14 protein-coding genes and 1 pseudogene are annotated in these 20,047 nt (G+C 36.5%); 1 reads left to right on the top strand and 14 read right to left on the bottom strand.

Translation table 11 applies throughout. The annotated features are described in order from the left end of the window. Positions 1-130 precede the first annotated feature (130 nt). From F1E73_RS00075 to F1E73_RS00030, 10 genes are all read right to left on the bottom strand, one after another. Positions 131-3,265 (bottom strand): efflux RND transporter permease subunit, encoded by a 3,135-nt coding sequence (locus tag F1E73_RS00075; protein ID WP_150450797.1) that lies wholly within the window; start codon positions 3,263-3,265, stop codon positions 131-133. Positions 3,266-3,298: 33 nt separating this feature from the next. Next, positions 3,299-4,813, bottom strand: coding sequence for a TolC family protein (locus tag F1E73_RS00070; protein ID WP_086477300.1), 1,515 nt, complete (start codon positions 4,811-4,813; stop codon positions 3,299-3,301). After that, a complete protein-coding gene (locus F1E73_RS00065; RefSeq protein ID WP_150450796.1) occupies positions 4,800-7,883 on the bottom strand; it encodes an efflux RND transporter permease subunit in 3,084 nt (1,027 codons plus the stop codon). The genes F1E73_RS00070 and F1E73_RS00065 overlap by 14 nt, the downstream gene beginning before the upstream one ends. 35 nt (positions 7,884-7,918) lie before the next feature. After that, positions 7,919-9,040, bottom strand: coding sequence for an efflux RND transporter periplasmic adaptor subunit (locus tag F1E73_RS00060; RefSeq protein WP_150450795.1), 1,122 nt, complete (start codon positions 9,038-9,040; stop codon positions 7,919-7,921). Positions 9,041-9,078: 38 nt separating this feature from the next. After that, positions 9,079-9,330 carry a signal peptidase I gene (gene lepB, locus F1E73_RS18095; RefSeq protein WP_191088969.1) on the bottom strand — a complete coding sequence of 84 codons (252 nt, stop codon included), beginning with the start codon at positions 9,328-9,330 and terminating at the stop codon, positions 9,079-9,081. Further along, positions 9,317-10,237: a signal peptidase I gene (gene lepB / locus F1E73_RS00050; RefSeq protein ID WP_150450793.1), complete on the bottom strand. Its 921-nt coding sequence runs from the start codon at positions 10,235-10,237 to the stop codon at positions 9,317-9,319. The genes lepB (F1E73_RS18095) and lepB (F1E73_RS00050) overlap by 14 nt, the downstream gene beginning before the upstream one ends. A 149-nt stretch (positions 10,238-10,386) precedes the next feature. Next, positions 10,387-11,028: a hypothetical protein gene (locus tag F1E73_RS00045; protein WP_086477304.1), complete on the bottom strand. Its 642-nt coding sequence runs from the start codon at positions 11,026-11,028 to the stop codon at positions 10,387-10,389. A gap of 11 nt (positions 11,029-11,039) precedes the next feature. After that, on the bottom strand, positions 11,040-12,185 hold the full coding sequence (locus F1E73_RS00040; protein ID WP_223883312.1) for a 6-bladed beta-propeller: 1,146 nt from the start codon (positions 12,183-12,185) through the stop codon (positions 11,040-11,042). 360 nt (positions 12,186-12,545) lie between these two features. Further along, positions 12,546-12,755 (bottom strand): hypothetical protein, encoded by a 210-nt coding sequence (locus tag F1E73_RS00035; RefSeq protein ID WP_150450791.1) that lies wholly within the window; start codon positions 12,753-12,755, stop codon positions 12,546-12,548. 162 nt (positions 12,756-12,917) lie between these two features. Then, positions 12,918-13,211, bottom strand: a complete 294-nt coding sequence (locus tag F1E73_RS00030; protein WP_086478557.1) for a hypothetical protein — start codon at positions 13,209-13,211, stop codon at positions 12,918-12,920. 1,281 nt (positions 13,212-14,492) lie between these two features. Here F1E73_RS00030 and F1E73_RS00025 point away from each other — a divergent pair. Further along, positions 14,493-15,655 (top strand): annotated as a pseudogene (locus F1E73_RS00025) (IS3 family transposase). Between the two features lie 462 nt (positions 15,656-16,117). Here F1E73_RS00025 and F1E73_RS00020 read toward each other — a convergent pair. The 4 genes from F1E73_RS00020 to F1E73_RS00005 all read right to left on the bottom strand — a co-directional run. Then, positions 16,118-17,281 (bottom strand): 6-bladed beta-propeller, encoded by a 1,164-nt coding sequence (locus F1E73_RS00020; protein ID WP_086478559.1) that lies wholly within the window; start codon positions 17,279-17,281, stop codon positions 16,118-16,120. Positions 17,282-17,385: 104 nt separating this feature from the next. After that, on the bottom strand, positions 17,386-17,736 hold the full coding sequence (locus tag F1E73_RS00015; protein WP_150450790.1) for a hypothetical protein: 351 nt from the start codon (positions 17,734-17,736) through the stop codon (positions 17,386-17,388). 167 nt (positions 17,737-17,903) lie between these two features. Further along, on the bottom strand, positions 17,904-18,887 hold the full coding sequence (locus F1E73_RS00010; RefSeq protein ID WP_086478571.1) for a glycosyltransferase family 2 protein: 984 nt from the start codon (positions 18,885-18,887) through the stop codon (positions 17,904-17,906). Next, positions 18,877-20,047, bottom strand: a 1,171-nt coding sequence (locus tag F1E73_RS00005; protein ID WP_223883311.1) for a hypothetical protein, incomplete at its 5' end; no start/stop codon positions are given. The genes F1E73_RS00010 and F1E73_RS00005, both read right to left, overlap by 11 nt.

Here is a 20,047-nt window from a genome sequence, read left to right as displayed (position 1 = left end):
TTCTATTTGGTGGTATAACAAAAAAAATGAGATGATTTTTCAACTTCTTAGATTAGATAATAAAATAATCTTATGTAAGATCCCTAGAAACACGCCAAAATCTTCATACACCGTTTAGGAAAGTATATGGTTATTTTTTAGCAATAAGTAGGGGTAAGTAAAAGTATATCCCGATCAAAGAAAAAAGTAGCCCTCCAATAGATCCCACGGCGAAAGAAAACCAAAATGCTTCGTTTTGCCCATGCCATACAAAAGGAACCAATCCGACGATAGTTGAAACGATGGTCAAAATCACTGGGATAATTTTATAGTTAAAGGCTTTATAGTATAGTGACCGGATATTCCGCTGTGGATATTGTTTTCTTAAATTATTAAAATCGTTTACAATAAATAAGGCGGAATTGACACTAATACCACTTAGCAAAATAAAGGAGGCGTATCCGCCTTGGTCAAAATTAAATCCGAACCAAAAAAACGTCAGGAACACGCCTATAAAGGAAAGGGGTATCATACTAATAATGGTCAAAGGCTGTGTTAAGGACTCCAATAGGATAGTGCAGATAAAGAAAATTATAAAGATTACTACAAAAAGGTAATAGTACTGTTTAGAATTGCTCTTATTCCAACCGCCATGGGACTGCTCTAAAACACGGTAGCCAATTGGGAGCTTCTCCTTTAATTGCGCTACGTTATCCTCCCTGATTTTATTAGCTAGAGGATAGGTTCCCAAAAAGTCATAAGCCACCGTTAAGCGGTATTGCTGGTTGTTTTTATTGATAATATTCCCCGTTTTTTGTTTTTCAATAGTAGCTAACTGCTGTAGCTTATATTGTTTGCCGCGAAGTGGAATTGGTGTATACTTTAAATCCCATACGTTGAATTTCTGATAAGTATCCGACACCAAATTCACTTGTTGCAGCTCATTATCATTTATTATGTGGGCAATATTACTGGAAAGAACCTGATTTTTTAAATACCCGTACAATTGATTTTGTGAGACATTCGCCATAGCCAATTGTTCCTGGTCAAAATCTAAGTAATATTCTTCTAGGCTATTGCTGTTCCAGCCTCCACTTGTTATTTCTACTTCCTTTACCCGGCCAGAAGAGTTTTCTTCCAATTGTTCTTTTAATAAAGTGGCGTAGCGGTAAAGGTCATCGTAGTTATAGCCTTCCAATTCTATCCTATGGGATTTATTCCCAGTCCCTAAAGCATTGGAAAATCCTCGACCCACCCCTGTTACGCTCCAATCCAAACCTCCCAAGCTGATCGCCTTGGATTCCAACAATGTTTTTAGGTGGTATGGAAATGAGCCAAATTCATGCTCTTCCTTAAAATAAATAGAAATATTGGAGCTCTTGGGACCGTTGATCTGGGTTTTATATAATGAAATCTCATCAAATTGCCCGATATAATTTTCCATTTTCAACACTACATCGTTCAATTGCTCAATGGTACAGCCATCGGGCATCCTACCGCTTACCCTAAGGGTAGTGCGCTCTGGTTCTGAATAATAAGAACTTTCAAAGACATCTTCGGTAAATAAGCGCAAAGTACCTCCAAGAACCTTGTCCAAGGTAGGACGTAGGTTAGTAGTGTACCACTCGGCCCCTAAAGTCGAATTATATAATGAGGCCCATTTTCCATTCCCGTTTAGTTGTTGTGGCAACATATATAAAGGAAGGCCAAAACCAAGAACGAACAACATTATAAACGCCCATTTGAACCTAGGTTTCCCCATCCAATGTATAGTATTGGTATACCTTCTTGTGAATTTATTGATCCGGCGTTTTCTCTTAATGGAAAATCGGCTTCGCTTTTTTTCTAGCCTCATCTTATCCATTAAAGCCGGTACGTAGAACAAGGAAACTAATAAGGAAACCCCAATATTAATAGCAATGACCAAGGCAAAATCCCACAGGTTCAAACGTTGGTTTTCCTCCAAGAAAAATATAATCATCAGTGCTCCAACGGTAGTCAAAGTTGCCGCTAATATTGCTAAAAAGGCCTTCCTATTGCCTTTATTGCGCAAGTGGTCGATCATTATTATACTATTATCTATGATGATCCCAAACGAAATGGTAATTCCGGCAAAGGAGTATAATTGCAATTGTACGTCTAGGGCATAGTAAAAAATAACAGCAATGAGAAGGTTGGTGACAATACTTAAAAATAATACCGTTAAATATTTAAAACTTCTGTTGATCAAGACAATGAGGACCAATAAAATTAAAAAAGAATACAAGGTTCTTTTCTGTATTTTCCGTAACTCATCTACAATAAATTCAGTGGTGTCATGAGTCAACTTTATAGAATATCCGGGGGGTTGTTCTTGGTTTAGCCCATTGACCGCCATTCTAACAGTTTTTGCCAAATCAATGTTATTTGCGCCCTTTTCTGCATACACTAGCATATTCACGGTATTAAGCCCATTCACACGATAGTAAGAGCTGACCCTTCCTTCATTAAATTTGACGGTGGCAACATTTTTTAAATAAATGATCCTATGGTTTATTTTTTTGATAGGGATGTTGTTCCAATCGATGGCATCCTCTAATGTATGCGATAGTACTACGGCTATTTGTTGGTCAGTATCATTATTTTCAGAACGGATCGTTGTATTTCCCAGCGCTCTTTGTTGTAGATAAGTTCTAATGGCATTTTGGATTTCCCCAGCCGAAACATCTAACTGTAGTAATTTTTTGGTGTCATATTCTATGACCCACTCAAAAGGTGTGGCTCCATGTACATCCACATTATTTACGCCTTTTATGGCCGTTAATGTAGGAAGGATGGTATTTTCCGTGTATTTCTTAATATAATGGGGGCTTTCATTGGCATTGACACTATAGGTTAAAATAGGAGCGCTATTTTCATTGGCGGTACTTCTGGATAAGGAGGGGTAGCTGACCCCCTGGGGGAGTTCTGAATGGCTTTGTCGGATGAGATTGGCAATCTCAAAACGAACGGCGTCCATGTCAACCCCTTTTTTGAAATTCATAGAAATTGAACCACTCCCTTTTCGCGAGGTCGAACTAATGTTTTCTATACCACTAACGGTATTGAAGTGTCCTTCTAGCCTTGAGGTTACTTCCTGCTCCATTACTTTTGCCGAAGCCTCTTGCCAAGAAACGAATACCCCTAACGAATTGTTGGGGCGTGTTGGAGTAAGCTGTACACTTAACAAAGGAATCAGGCTTGCCCCAATAATAGAAAGACAGATGAATATAGTGAGGACCGTAAAGGAAGAAGGTTTCTGATTCATTAATTTAACGCTTTGGCTTTATTCTATTTATTTTCAATCATTAAGAACGTTATCAAAATCCTGCCAAAGGGGGCGGTCATTTAAAAAGTCGTACAGCGTCAGTTCTTGCACCTTGTAATATAGTCTCCAGTAATTTAAAAGACTTTGTATATATTGTTCGGTTGCTGACTGCCAGGCTTTTCTGGCACTGGTCAGGTTCAGCAGCCCTACGCGTCCCGATAAAAAACGTTTTTCCGTAATGGTATAGGATTCCCTTGCAATTTCACTGGTTCTCAAGGCCCCTGTTACCAAATCTTTCTGTAGGTTAAAATCGATCACCTTCTGGGCAATTTCCTGCTGTAGCCTATCGGCATCCTGTTGCAATTCAATGTCGGCGATATCCTTGTTCATACGTGCCGTTTTGATATTGCCTCGGCGTTCGCCCCAATCCAAAATAGGAATACTAAAATTCACGGACACCATTTGCTGGTCCAAAAGATTGCCATAGGCATCCCTTAAGCTATTGGCCTGTTGATTTAAACCGTAACTGGCCGATACAGACAGATCGAAACGGTTATCCTTTACTGCCTTATCCAGATTCCGCAAGGCTTCAATCTTTCTAAGCCTTAGATCCAGAATATCCGGATTATTAGCCTTTGCCAATGCCATCGCTTTATCAATATTAATTTGAAGGTCGGAAATAATCTCGGGTAATTCCGGAAGGGCATCCGTGGGCATTGCTTCCCTTAAGTACAATCGCAGGTCGGCCTCGGCCTTTTGAAGGTTCTGAAGATTTTGGGTTAGGTTCGTATTGGCATTGTACACATCCATCTCCAGATTTAGAAGATCGTCCCGTTCTATAGAGCCCAGATCATAGCGTTTTTCCCCTATCCCAAAAAGTTTTTTAGCCGAGTCTTTATTCTCCTGGGCTATCGTCACTTTTTTATGGGCCATTGCCCAATGAAAAAAAAGATCAATCGTCCTAAGATTTATGGTCTGCTGCTCGTATATAAACTCCTGTTTGGCTTTTTGATATTTGAGAGGCTCGGTCTGTTTCTCCCATTTAAAACGGTTAAAGGCCATTATGGGTTGAACCATTCCAATTCGTATCGGAGTGGCACTATAATTTTCTATGGAAGTATTTCCCGAATTTACAATCCGGTCGAAGCTCGAATTTATAAACAAGTTCGTTCCGGTAGCCCTGATGTTTTGGGTCATTGAAATATTGGCGAAGGAACTTAAATTTTGTTGCTGACGAAAAACATCGATATTCTGTTCGGAATCATATCGTTGTACCAAGGCCCGGTTGAACGTAAACGGTCTAGTGTGAAAATCTATTTTTGGCAATAGGCTGGATCTGAACGATTTGAACTGCCAATAATTTACGCCGTATTTACGCTTTGACTTATAGGCATCTAGGGAGTTGTCCCGTGCCAATTCCAACACATTCTGAAGAGATACTTTTTCTTCCAAAGGTATTGGAGCACCTATATTTTGTGCAATTCCATGGTGCAGGCTCAACAGAAAGCACCCAAGTAGCAGTAATTGCAATAATTTATTTTTTAACATTGACTTTTAATTTTGCTAGATAATAGTAACATAAGGGAATAAAATACAGGCTTATTATGGTTCCGAGCAACATGCCACCAATCAGGGAAATCGCCAGTGGAGCCTGTAACTCTGCCCCCAAACCACTCGAAAATAATAAAGGCACCAAGGCTAATATAGTAGTCAAACTCGTCATTAAAATCGGCTTTAAACGTCTTTGGCCGGCAACCAACAAGGCTTTCATTAAAGGATACCCTTGACGGCGCAACTGTATGATGGTATCTACTTTTAAAATAGAATCGTTTATAATGATCCCGCTCATCACCACGATACCGATCATGGACATCAAATTTATGCTCATCCCTGTTAGCTTTAAGAATAGGAAGGCCCCGGCAAGATCTATTGGCACTTCAAATAAGATAATTAAAGGCAGGGTAAAGGATTCAAATTGAGAGGCCAGAATAAAATAAAGCAACAATAATGAGATCAGTAAAACTATAATGAGTTCGTTCATTAATGCCTGCTGGGTAAAATAACTCCCGGAAAAACTCACCTCGTACCAAGGATTTTTATGGATCAAGCTTTTTATCTCGGACATTACCTTGTGTAGCTGCCCGTCATTTACTTGTAGGTCCATGGGATAGTATTCCCCTTCGGTGCCCCCATATATGGTTTTCAAGTCGCTAGCCGATACCACCTTTACAAAGTCCTTTATTTGAAACTCGGTTTGGTCTTCGGACATCACGGTGGTTTCTTCTAAGATGTTGTGCATTTGTTTGGTTTCACCGCCCAAGATTACGGGAACAAAGTTTTGATTATCTACTATTGAGAGTATTTCGCGTTCGTTAAAGGCACTTTTTAAAGTTGAGTATAAGGTATTGGCATTCACCCCATAGGTCATGAGTTTCTCTTGATCGGCTACTAGGGTCATATAGTCTTGCCATACGATGGGTTTTAATTCTATATCTCCTAAAATTTCCGTCGTCTGCTGCCATATGGTTTGAAGGGCCTTATTTTGGCTACTGCCCAGGTTTTCTACATGCCGTAGTCGGGCCGTTAATGGGGCTTCATCCTCAGAAAATATCAGGTTAAAGATATTGTCCACTTCAGAATAGGCATACATCGCCTCAGGGTATGATCTTGTAATCTCTGTCTGCAATGTTTTTTTGATATAGGCCAGATCTTCCTGGGTTTTTGATTGTAGGTAAAGCGTGGTTTCCGAAGCTCTGGCCTCCGTGTTTTTGTCTAGTATAAATTGTTGGTTGCCTACCAAAGCGGTCTGGTTGACCAAATCTTTTTTTACCCCTTCCAACAGGATTAACACCCTGCGCTTATTTTCCTCCACATGGATCTGTTCGTTCCAATCAATTTTTAAAAGGGTTTCTGTTTTTGTAAACGCTGGTAATTGTGTCTTTGGTAAAAGCGTGTAAAGTATAAAAGTTGAAAGAAGCAATACGGCACATATAACCCAAGAGATTTTTTGCCTTCGCATTACCCATTTAAAACCTTTTTCGTACAGGGCCTCATAGTTTAAGGTATTGGTCTTACTAAGGAAGCGAGTAATACGCCCTTCCTTTTTAGAGTCCTTAATATGGAAGAGGCGGTACAGTACTGGCAATAAGGTTATCGACACCAAGAACGAAACAAACAGGCCTATACTGATGGCCATCGCCTGATCGAAAAACAGGGCTCCGCTGATCCCGCTTAAAAATACCAAGGGTAAAAAAACAGCACAGGTAGTCAGGGCCGAACTTAAAAGAGGCTTGATAACTTCATTAGTGCCCTTTATACAGGCCCGAGAAAGTGAATATCCTCTATCTCTGTATTGGGAGATATTATCGATGACAATAATAGAGTTGTCTATCATTAGTCCTATACCCAATACCAGCCCCGACAGTGAGATGATATTGATGGAAATTTCAAAGAGTTGGAAAAATATCAGGCAAACGATAATGGATGTGGGAATGGTGATGCCTATCAATAAAGGGGATTTTACATCCTTAAGGAACAGAAACATAAGGGCAAAGGCCAGAAGGATTCCCCACAGCAGACTCTGAAAAAGATTATTTATAGCAAAGTCCAGAAGCTTGGTCTGGTCTCTGGTTATGGTGAAATCGATATTAGGATAATCGGATTTAAAATATCCCAATTGCTCGTTCAGAGCGTCTTTTAAGTCGGCCATCCTTGCATCGCTCTGCTTGATAATGGCCATGGTCATGGCTTCTTTGCCATCTGACAGTACCAGTCCAGTTCTTTTTTGAGGATGTTCTATTACCTCCGCTAATTTTTTTAATTGAAAAACTCGGTTGTTTTTATGGATATAGATATCCTTTAATTCTTGAATGTTATTTAGGGTACTACCTAAACGTACATCGTACTGATATTGGCTGTCCTTAATAAGTAGGCTTCCTATTGTTAGATCGTATGACTTAATGGTGCTTTCCAAGGCATCCAGACCAATCCCTAGGGCTGTAAGTTTATTTTGGTCGGGAACAATTAATATTTCCGGGGAGACCAAGCCACTCACATCTACCATGGCAACTTCACTGATCTGTTCAATTCGTTTACGGATCACTTGGTTGGCAAAGCGGTTAAAATCTACGAAATCCTGCGATACGGGGTACAGGTCTCTATTGAAAATTGCTGGAGCCTTTTCCTCTTTTAAGGTCATACTTAAATAAAAGACCGGGATATCGGTTGCACTGGCCTTGATCACCTTGGGCCGTTTCATACTTTTTGGGAAACTACCCATGGCCCTATCTATCTTTTCATTGACCTCAATAAATGAATAGTCTATTTGGGTTCCGTGATTGAACCGTAACCGTATAAGACCTGTTTCATTATTGACCTCGCTGGAAATATCCTTTAAATGACTGAGCTGCATCAAGTTTCTCCGAAGGGGCTTTACCACAGCGTCTTCCAATTGCCTGGCAGACATGTTGTCCGCGGATACTTGCACCGTAATCTCAGGGATATCTACATTGGGCATTAAGGATACCGGGATAAAACCAAAAGCATATATACCTAAGATAAGTATCCCAAAAGCGGTCATTAGGACCGCAATGGGTTTATGAATCAAGAATTTAACCATCTGTTGTTTAATTTATTAGAAACTAGAAATTGATTTTATAATTCCATTGTTTTTAATGGTTTAACAACAACTTCGGTATCATGGGCCAAATTCAAATTTCCGGCCACCACTATGGTGTCCCCTGCTTTTAAAGTTGCGCTACTTTTATCGGGATGGGGAATTACGGCGTATTGTTTACTGTTTTCATTGGTGGTCTGAACATAGGTCCAATAGGTTTTTCCAGATTTTATGGTAAACAATACTTCTTGGTTTTGGCGTAATACCACGGAAGTTTTTGGTACAACAAACTGGTTGGGGATGTCTTTTTGAATAAAAACCTTTACGTTCATACCTTCCAGCAATTGCCCGTCGTTTTTTACTCTGGCCTTTACCAAAACGGTCCCATCCTTTTCAACTTGGGGATTAATGGTCTCTATTTGTCCCTGATAGGTTTTATCAATGGCAAAAGGCGTTAATTGTACCTGTCCGTTCACCGCTATTTCAGAAACTTCAGATTCAATCAGGTAAAATTCCACCTCAAAGATGTTGTCGTTAATTAGGGTCATCACTTCTGTTCCGGCATTGATTTTCTCAAACTGCTTACCTTGTACATTTGCTACTTTGCCACTAAAGGGAGCTATAAGTTGGGTAGCCTTTAAATTAAACTCGGCATTCTCTAAATCGTGTAGGGCATCTTTATAACCAGAACGGATGGCAAGCATTTCATATTCATCAACAGGTATATCCTCTTGGTTAAAGGTTTCGTAACCACGCCCCACCAATTTATCATGAAACTCCAACTCCGCTTTTTTCAGGTTTATCTTCGCTTTGGTATAGGCTTGTTTATAGGTAAAGTCCTTTAGAACAGCTAGCGTTTGCCCTTGTTTAACATTATCCCCGTTCTTAACCAACAAACGATCCAAATTTTCGCTGACGTCGAATCTTAAATTGTTTTTCTGAAAGGCAATTAGCTTCCCATTGCTTACAATTTCCTTACTAAAAACCCCTTCTTTGAGGACCATCGCATCAACCTCGTTCTTTTCGGGGAGGTATTGCTTTTTTTCTATAGTACCTTCTTCGGCTTTAGCCTGTTCTTGTTTACATGAAAATAGGGCTAGGGAAAGAGAGAGTATGACAACTGTTTGTATAGTATAAGAGGGAAAGCATGTTGGGTTCATTTATAGGGTTGTTTAATTTTTAGATCTATTTTTTAAATTTATGAGATTAACCTTAGAAACCTCTTCCATCTAAAACCATCTCCATGTAGTGAATATAATGTTAAAATGGCTTTTCCTACAATGTTCGGTTCTGGTACAAATCCCCAATATCGGGAATCTATTGAATTATGACGGTTATCTCCCAACATAAAATAGTAGTTGTTTTGAAAAGTGTAAGCAGTTATTTTTTCACCATCTAACCAAAATGTTCCTGCTTTGTATTTTATAGGTGCTTTTTCAAATTTCTCCAAAATGGTCCGATACAACTTGTAATTTTCTAGTGTTAATAAGATAGTTTCTCCTTTTTTTTGGCACCCATACTGCTCCCCAGTCGTTTGTTGTCCATTTAGGTGATTCCGTATCTGGAAGATCATTGGCAAAGGTCTTAATTGGAAAATTTGCAAGGTGTATAGAGTCTACACCTTTCTCGGTATTTAATTGTTTATACTGTTGCTGGGTTAGTCCCACTTTTAAATACAAAGAGTCTGTGATTGTGTGTTCTTTCAGTTCAAAAGACTTCATAATATTTTCCATGGAGTTTTTATTATTAAACCAAATATGGTAACCGTATTTTACTGTTTCGGGTGTTGCTAGAGCCCGATCATTGATATATATGTTCCCTTTTTTTAAAGCTATATCATCTCCGGGCAACCCCATACAGCGTTTTATATAAAAGGTTTTTGCGTCAGTTGTGTTATTAAACACTACTACATCATTTCGTTTTATTTTGGTATAGCCATTAAAGCGCTTATAATCCCACCAAACAGAATCCATATTGGCTCTAGCTTCCTTATTGATGTAAAACAATAGATTGACCCAAGGGATCTCGAAAGGCGACTTTGGTAGCCTTGGTCCATATTGGAGCTTGCTTACCACTATTTTATCGCCTACCAACAAACTCCCTTCCATAGAGCTACTGGGAATGTTATAAATATCTAGTACAAGAACACGAATTCCTATGGCAAGAACCAAAACACTTATAAGTACAGAAAATGAATATAACCAAGACCTTTTATGAAAGGCTTTAGCTAAACTTAGATTTGAGGTAACTAGAATATATAGACCAGAAACTATGAACACTGATACTGCTAACCAGTAAAGGCTTAATACTGTTAAGAATAAAGTGAATGATAATAAATATATTAGTTTATGCTTCATTTATTAGGAATGATAATTATCTATTATAAAATTATATCTTTCGGATGGTAGTGGTTGTCATTTAAATATTTCACATAAGCCGCAATGGCTATATCATTTCAGATGATCAGAAGCTTAATTTGATAGATCAAATACTAAATTAAAAAGAATTAATTGTCCACACTTAAAAGGTTAATGTAATCATAAAAATCTGCTTGAAATGAAATATTAGGTATAAAGATTGAGTGAACTGTTTTAATCTCGTCAACCACGAAAATATAGGAAGTCTCGTTCTTCATATATTTATCTAAGTTAAGAGGTGTTGTATCGTCAACCCATATAAACTGTTCACCAGGCGCTATTGTGCTTCTTTGCCATTTTTTGAAATCATCATATTCTTCGAAGTCAACAATAATGGCTAAATCATGTTTACTTTTAATTTGATTTAGCAAATCTTGGTTTCTAAAAAGCTGTTCAATACATTTATCACAACCTGCACGGGAGTATCGTATCAAGACCAATTTTTTATTTGAAAAAGGTATGGTTATTTGTTTTTTAGCACCATCTTCCTGTAGTTTATAAAATTTATTATTTTTAATAGAAAAACCATCTGCACTTTGGTGAACACGATTAAGTTCATCTATATACATATTACGCGCCATAAGAGCGTTAATACTGTCATTCAGAAAAAGAGATTCTTTAACGACTTTGTTATATTCTCTAATAATTTGACGACGGCTTACAGTAACTAAAGTTATAAATACAAGTAACAGGAAAAAAGCTAAGAAAATTAAAAATTGATTCTTCTTCATTTGGTTAAATATTATTTCAATGTATACTCAATAATAAAATTTTTGTTTTCGTTGTTTCGCACCATATCATAAAAGGGACTCTTGGAATCATGAACATACTCTTTTAATATAATTCCTGGCAAAAAAGACACAAATCGACCGTTATCATCAACAGTTGAAGGAAAAGGTAAATACATGTGGTAAGATTTTGATTCCTTAAATGTGAAACATTGGACAACTACTTCTTTATTGCTTTTATCATACAAAGTAACAAATCTGTTACCTTTGTCATCCTCTGATTCAAACATGGCATAGTTTTTTGTTTCAAGCCACGAACCAGCAAATTTAAAGTATCCATTAAACAAATTTCTAATTTTTGATCTATCACGATGTTCTTCTACTGCTTTTAAGATTTTAGCGTTGGGATGGAAAATAGAAGTTTCGTAGTCTTGGGGAAATCTCTTAGATCCATAGTCAAGGATATATCGTTTTGAGATGACCCCATCTGATGCAAGATCATATATATTTTGGTCGTAATAACGAAAGAATCGTAATGTATCATTAAATCTGGCAAATGGAGAAAGTGACGAATAAACCAAAGCATACCGTAACTCAGAGTCATATTCCAATGCATGTGCCCCGCCTGGTGCAAATGCTTGGGTGAGCCATGTCAGTTGATAGTTTTGATTATTATATTGGGGATTAGGAATATTATACCCTGCGTAGCCTACATAGGTCCTTGATCTAGGCAAAGGTGATATATTTGCAAACATGTATTTTCTTCCTGTAGATATGGCTTTTTTGAATGAGTAATCCTTGTTATAAGAAATAACCCGTCTAGATGCAAAGTCATAAATCTCTACCTCACCCTCATCATTTATCCATACATCATTTATTTGTGTAATCTCACTAGGGCCACGCCCAATATGTACAAGTTGATTCTTAAAATCTCCTCTGTCATCAAAAATAAAAACATTTCTTGCTACTCTTTTGTCTACTATAATATAGTTGTTATAATGAATGAGAATTTTATCAATACCGCCTATGTACTTTCCCTCTTCTTCATTTAGTGGGATTATATTAATCTCCTTAATTCTATCTGATATATCTATAAACTCAGTGATTCTGTTATCAGGTATTACAATGGTTTCGCTGTTGTGGCTAGGTATTTTATCCATACTTATTTCGTTGGAATTTTTACATCCAATAAAAAGAAGTATAATACAAGTTATAAAATATTTAATCATAATAATTTATTATTCAATGGATTTAAATAGATGTCTGCATACATCATCAACATATCAATAGTAAATTTCATGATTAAATTTGATATTAATAATTTATACAGACATCCAAAATTTATATTTGTATAGATGGAACGTGATTACCATGTTCCACCACCACTACTTGGAGGCATTTTATCTTTACAAGTATACTTGGTTACGCTGCACCATAGTGTATTCATATGTGTACACTCTTCGTTTGGATTGACATTTGTTTTTCCGTTGTAATCACATATAAGACCATCCTGATCCCACTCAAATGAACCTATTTTTCATTCTACAAGATACTTCAGTCCTAACCCAACATGACTCTAATTCCCCAGTAGTTCCTCCAGCTTGAGCTAAGGCCCTATCACTTACTAGCCTAAATGGTTCATCTAAGGTTACCTTCACATTGATAACCAGCGCCACTAAAAATAAGCCAGCTGCCGCTAGCTTTGCTAATTTTCTTAACTTTGTATTCATAATTAAATATTTAATTTATTAAATGTTTGGCACGGCTTGGTGTCTCTTACACTCCAGGTCGTGCTTTTTTTAAAGTTTATCGTGGACTATATTTACTATGGAACACGCCTTAAGTCTCCGTTAATAGTTTATACGCAAACCAAAGTATTTTTGAACTCTCCTTTATATTAGAACACTGCTGCCCTCCTTTCTTGTTTTATAAGAATCCAGCAATGAACTGGTTCCGTTCACATTTGTTTTGGAAATTAAATAATGGGGGCGTTGTTTGTTCTCTAGGTAAAGCTTCCCTATATACTCGCCCATGACCCCTAAAACCACAAGTTGTAAGCCCGACAAGAATACAATGGCTGCAATAATAGAGGCCCAACCAGAAACCGTTAAGCCTAAGACCATTACTATTATGGCATAAACCCCATAACCAAATGCCAGAAAGAACAAACTAATAGTTTGCTTCATTGAACTATTAGTTCTTAATGATAGAAATATCATGAGTAGAGCACAAACCAGAAAAATAACTTCTAAAAATCTAAATGCGGTATAATCGTCATCGTAAATGGTATAGATAGGTGTTAGTAGTAATGGAAATCCCCAAGGATAAAGAGTAGGGCTAAACGAATGAACTGACGAATTCTCTACGACATATTTATTAGCGATGGCTAATTGATGACTTCTATTTTCATTAATGCTTTTCGTCTGATGTATGTATAGTGAATAATCACCTCCCCAATTATGTCCTTTTTCACTATTCAAAATACAAAGTACAGTACAAGATAAAACTATAAGTCCTATCATAAGTATTGGATATATTGCTGATATAAGTTTCAATATTAATGTTTACTTCCTATTTTGAAGGTGATGGTTAATTATTTATAAATATGTTACTATGACTTATAGTTCAACTTTGGTTTGCATATCCAATTCGTATATTTAGAATGTTGATTATTCTAAATGATTGTAATCGAATTGATATTTTATAAAAAAAAATTGCCTACGTCTTGACAATTTTTCATAAAAATGTTAAGGCCAAGTTAAATATTAAAAGTGAGGTATTGACTACACAAAAGTGTAGTTTTGATTTGTAATGTTGTTTGTGTAAAATTTTATTGGTTAAATCCATGTATTAAGTGTGACTGGCATATTTCTGTAAATTAACATCTTGCGAGGTTAAGTTGTTGCTGTCTTCCCCTTTTGACATCCTTCCGTTAAAACCAGACTATTTAAAAGTAGAGGTGGATTTTAGACAAATAAATGATAAACTTAAAATAGATTATTTGCTTATGAAACGTTCAAAATATTCTGAATTGCAAATCGTATTTTCGATCAACGAGTTGGAAACAGGGCGCCGTTTTCGTGAGATATGCGCAAACTGGGCATCTGTGGGGCAAATTTTATCCTTGGCAGAATAAAATAAGGCGGGTTGGGGATCTCGATACTTATAAAACTAGAGAATTAAAAGGAAGAGAATTCGAAGATGAAGAAACTTGTTGTGGACTTCAGCCTTACAAACAGATTTCACAGGAGGTTCTAAAAACAAGTTCTAGGAACGTCTTAGAAGCTCGTGATGGTCAAGGATATTAGGATGGCGTATAGTATTTCCATTCAGCGTTGTTGCAAGGTATGCATCCCACCAAACACATATTGTTAACTTGATTGCTTGCATCTAGCTTTGCCCCAAAATTCGAGTGTCTACCTTTGATGGTACTAATTTATTAAGTCCGTAATAAGTATATTTGAACTATGGCAAAACAGTATGATAATGAATTCAAGATTATGATAGTTGATCTATTAAAATCTGGATTAAAGGCAAAACAGATTAGTGAGGACTATGGTCTGAACGATGGTATGATACGTCGATGGAAGAGGGAATATGAAGCTAAATCGGGGGATTTTGACAAGAAAAGAGAGGTTTCCCCGCAGGAGCAGGAACTCAAGGCCTTGCAGAAAGAGCTGAGAGAGGTTAAAATGGAGCGTGATATATTAAAAAAGGCGGTGAGCATCTTCTCCAAGAGCGACACGTAATATATCATTTTATTCTAAGGAATAAAGATTGCTACCCTGTCGGGAAGATGTGTAAATGCATGAGAGTCAGCAAGAATTCTTATTATCATTGGCTTAGAAACAAAGATGTGGAAAGGGTGGTAACAGCAACCATGACACTGAAAAAAAGGATTCGATTCCATTTTGGACAGAGCATGGAAATCTATGGTAGCTATCGTATCCAGCAAAAATTGGAACGGGAAGGACTATTTTATTCCCGTTCTTATATAGCATTACTGATGAGGGAAATGGGGCTGAGATCCGTGCTAAAAAGAAAATTCGTGGTGACAACGGACTCCAGGCATTCCTTCCCTGTCGCTGACAATAACCTTGACAGAAACTTTGCCACTATGGAACTAGGGAAGAAATGGGTCTCGGATATTACATATATTCGTGTTGGTGATCAATGGAACTACTTAACCACGATCATGGACCTTGCCGACAGAAAAATAGTGGGCTGGGCCTTGAGTGAGGATATGACCGTTCGAAACACCGTAATGAAAGCCTGGTTGGATGCATGTCGGACAAGGGCGATCAGCAATGACTTCATCTTTCATTCAGACAGAGGGGCGCAGTATGCCTCGAATAAAATGACCGATCTATTCACTTATAATAAAAAAATAACACGGTCAATGAGCAGAAAGGGAAATTGTTGGGACAATGCTGTTGCGGAGAGCTTTTTCAAAACGATTAAACATGAATGGCTGTATAGGTTTAAATACACCTCCCATGACCAATTGTTCGAATCAATAAAGTAATATATAACATGGTATAATAACGAAAGGCTACATTCTAGTTTAGGGTATCTCTCTCCTTTAGAAATGGAAATTAAACTAAGAGGGTTTTCTAAAAAAGTGGCTTGAAAAAATTAGTCCCAAATTTAGTAGGTAATCCAGATTGTATTGAACTCCTTTTGTGAACATGTTCCAAATAATTACGGAAAGTTTTCTTGCTGTGGCACTTATGGCCGTAGCCTTCCTTTTTTGTAATTGATTCTTCTGAAAAAATAGGTCAGCGGAAAGTCTAAATGCAATATTCAGACTATTGCTTCCTTTTAGAAGTTGGTGGCTCAGTACATTCCCCTACTAATTTTGTTGTTCGCGGCCAGCCTAAGCCAATAGGTGAATTGAATTTAAGCCGAAACCAGACCTATACCTTATATTACAAGAAATGAAAAAAACCAATAGTCGACCATTACGCTCCTTTGAAAAGTATTGCCTAAACCAGGAATTTTAGACATCAGTTCAAAAACTTTCCTTTAATTCAATAATCGTGTTCTAAATAATAAATCAGCGGTTAACTCCCATAAATAAGACTGACACACGTTAATTAAAATCTTCATTTTTAAAAGTGTATACAACTAGTAAAGGATTATCTGTCTCTGAAATCTGTTCTGCTATTTTTTTAATGTTATTCGGTACTTTTTTCCAAGGTTCTTTTTCCTCTTTATATGTACTCATTTGTCGTTTGAATGATGGTGCAGGATATATCGAAATGAGTTTGTTATTGCCTCCATCATGGGCAAAGTAATTATAAAAAGGAATTGAATCTTCGTCGTTAATCAACAGACTGATCCTTTCTGTTTTTTTAGTTTTTTTCGAGTAGATAACCAACATGGTATAATAAAAGTTAAACGTAATATAATCATCGTTCTCCCGGAAATTAGAGATTCCGAAACCATAATTGTTCTCTTTGGAATAGTCAATTATACTAGAATAATCTTTCCTTTTTTTGTATATTTCATTAGGCATTTTATACTTTCCAAAATCAATATAATACTTAGGATCAATAGCATCTTCACTATATTCATATACAATTTCCGAGTAAGGAAAACTAATATGAATATTATTGTTCTTTATGATATTCGGTGTACCCATACCTCCAAAGTCATTAAAAAACTTATCTTTGTCATTGGTGCGAATAAAGCCTTTTTCATCATCCGAATCAAGTTCTCTTTCAAATAGAAGATATTTTCTTTTTATATACTTGTTAAGTAATAGTATTTTACTATTTGCAAATCCAACGTTAAAATATAAATTATTTAATCTTTTTTCTTCGATAAATTTGCCGTCAAAATTGTAAATAAGTAACTTATAAGGTCTATCCGAGTACAGGATAATTTGCTCTTTTTCTTCATCAACGGCAAAGTCTGTTAAGCTATCGTACTCCTCAGGACCTTTGCCCAAACTTTGTATTTTGCTTATAAACTTACCATGGTTATTAAAAATTAACACACTATTTGATTGCTTATCCAGAATGAAAATTTTATCATTATATAGACTCATCCTATCTATATTGCCAATAATTGAACCATCTTTAGTTTCCAATGGGATAATTTTTGATGTAGAAAAATAGTCATCAAAATTACCTTTGGCCGCCTTTTCCTCAAGATTAACATATATGAACTCGGTATTTTCTAATCTTACTGATTCTTTGCATGAACTCAAACCTGTAAACACCATAAAGATATAAATTAGATTATATTTCATAGGAGTATTTTTATTAATATTAGTATTCCTTTATTTTCTGCAAATCGTTCCGTAAAATAATAAAATCCACGGAACGATTAATTTCACATCTTATGACCTATTTTCTAAGGACAGGAATATTCACTCCATGGTGTCGCCCCAACGTTAAACTCACATTGCAGGTTTCCCTCACCTAAGCATTTTACGGTAGTAACTGTTCGTGAACGGGCACAAGATTTACCATCGATTATTTTTGTCTCTGTGGTTTCAATGACAATAGTTTGTTTTGTTTCATATATACCTCCAGAACCAGATGCTGTGCCAGATCCCCCTCCAGAGCCTGTTCCCGTGGCTATAGCCTGTTCACTAAGCATCACAAAAGGGTCATCTAAGGTTACCTTCACATTGATAACTAGCGCCACTAAAAATAAGCCAGCTGCCGCTAGCTTTGCTAATTTTCTTAACTTTGTATTCATAATTAAATATTTAATTTATTAAATGTTTGGCACGGCTTGGTGTCTCTTACACTCCAGGTCGTGCTTTTTTTAAAGTTTATCGTGGACTATATTTACTATGGAACACGCCTTAAGTCTCCGTTAATAGTTTATACGCAAACTAAAGTGTTTTTGAACTCTCGATTACATTAGAACACTGCTGCCCTCCTTTCTTGTTTATAAGAATCCAGCTGCGGGCTAGTTCCGTTTATGTTTGTTTTGGAAATTAAATAATGGGGGCGTTTTTTGTTCTCTAAATACAACTTCCCTATATACTCGCCCATGACCCCTAAGACCATAAGCTGTAAGCCCGACAAGAATACAATGGCTGCTACAATAGAGGCCCAACCAGAAACCGTTAAGCCCAAGACCATTACTATTATGGCATAAACCCCATAACCAAATGCTAAAAAGGCAAACATTACACCAATGGCTAGTGCGATCCGTAAAGGTTTTATACTAAAGCTCGTAATGCCGTTACTTGCCAATTTCAACATTTTCTTGGTAGAATATTTGGTACTGCCAAAAAACCTTTTCTCTTCCTTATATTTCAATGTTGTTTGTTTATACCCTATCCAGGAAAACAACCCTCTTAGGTATATATTGTTTTCGGGCATATTCCTAATTACCGCTGCAATTTTTTTATCGAACAGCCGAAAATCGGCTCCTTGAGGAGTTACATTTTCGTCTGATATAAGGGACAATAACCAATAAAAACCTTTGGAACTCCATTTTTTAAACCATGGTAAATTAGCGTCATCTATACGTATAGCTGTAATGACCTCAAACCCTTGACCCCAAAATTCCAACATATTAATAATAGTTTCGGGAGGATGTTGTAAATCGGCATCCATGGTTACAATGCAGTCGCCTTTGGCATAATCTATTCCTGCCTTTATAGCGGTTTGATGTCCAAAATTTCTTGAAAAAGATAAGTAGCTAATGCTTTTATAGGTAGCTGCTACAGATTCAATAGCCTGTTGGGTAGCATCTTTACTGCCATCATTAACCAAAATAATTTCGTGTTGATATGGTGACAATACATCTTGTATTCTGTCAATTAACGGTTGAATGTTATCGGCCTCATCAAAACAGGGTACAACAATTGAAACTAAAAATGCATTATTTTCCATCTCTATCAATTAAAGGATTGTTAATAATAGGCTGCTTTAACACATTTCTTTTTTCAATCAGCTCCTGTACATTTTTTTTCATGGTCTCACTATCTTTCCATGCTCTGGTTCTATAATGGGATTGGACACCTAAAGCGAATAAATAAAGAATTCCTGCTGCGAAGAGCTGTTTTCTATACTTTAAGAATGTATTTAACGCTTCTTTAAAAAACCAGACGCCAATAATAGCCAATCCAATAATACTTACATACATATAACGATCTGCTGTAATCATTTTACGTGGCATTGGTAGAATATGCAACACCAATAGAATATTTATTATAAACAAAGCGAACCCAAATAATACTAGTTTGTTTTTCCGTTTATAGTATGACCAAATGAATCCTACAATAATAATAGTCAACACAAGGTATCCCCAGAAAAACCAAGGTAATTTTTCTCCTATTTCTATTGGGTAAAAGTAATGGTAATACAATTTTACCGGTGCTATGGATCTAAACACATATTCTACCATACTGTGCATCCCAAATAACAGACGTTGATGAATTGGATATGTTTCTTCTACGATAATGTTACCCAGATTAAACAATGATGAAAAGTACCAAAATCCGAAAGCCATTAGAAAGAAGGGGATTTTCTCAAGAAGAACTCTTTGCTTTAAAAGTGTTTTATTGAACTTTAAAGATGTAAGCCGCCCATAGATATAATCAAACACCAATAAATTTAATGGCAAGATTATAGCTTGTTCTTTAGAACCAAAACTCAATGCGTATAATAGAAGTACTGCAATCAGCCAAACTATTTTGGTGCTTTTTATGTAGTTAATATAGCACCAGATAGCTATGAACATAAAAAATGCATACAACACTATTTTTGAAGCACTTATCCATGCCACAGTCTCGACCTGTAATGGGTGAATAGCAAAAATTAGGGCAACACACCCTGAATATAACCTTATGGTCCCGTTTTCAAATTTCGGGTTTACTGTTTTTATAATTTCTTTTAAGATATAAAATAGAAATAGTACGTTAATAATATGAAACACAAGAAATGCAGTATGAAATACCATGGCATTAAATCCAAATAACTTATATAATACGATATATATTAAAGTGTTAACGGGAGAATATTGTCCGTAATAAAACTCCGTAAAATGATGC

It is taken from the genome of Arenibacter lacus, from assembly GCF_008711145.1.
GTDB classification, from domain to species: Bacteria; Bacteroidota; Bacteroidia; order Flavobacteriales; family Flavobacteriaceae; genus Arenibacter; species Arenibacter amylolyticus.
The sequence above is the reverse complement of the archived record's forward strand: the minus strand, read 5'-3'. Positions and strand labels throughout refer to the sequence as shown.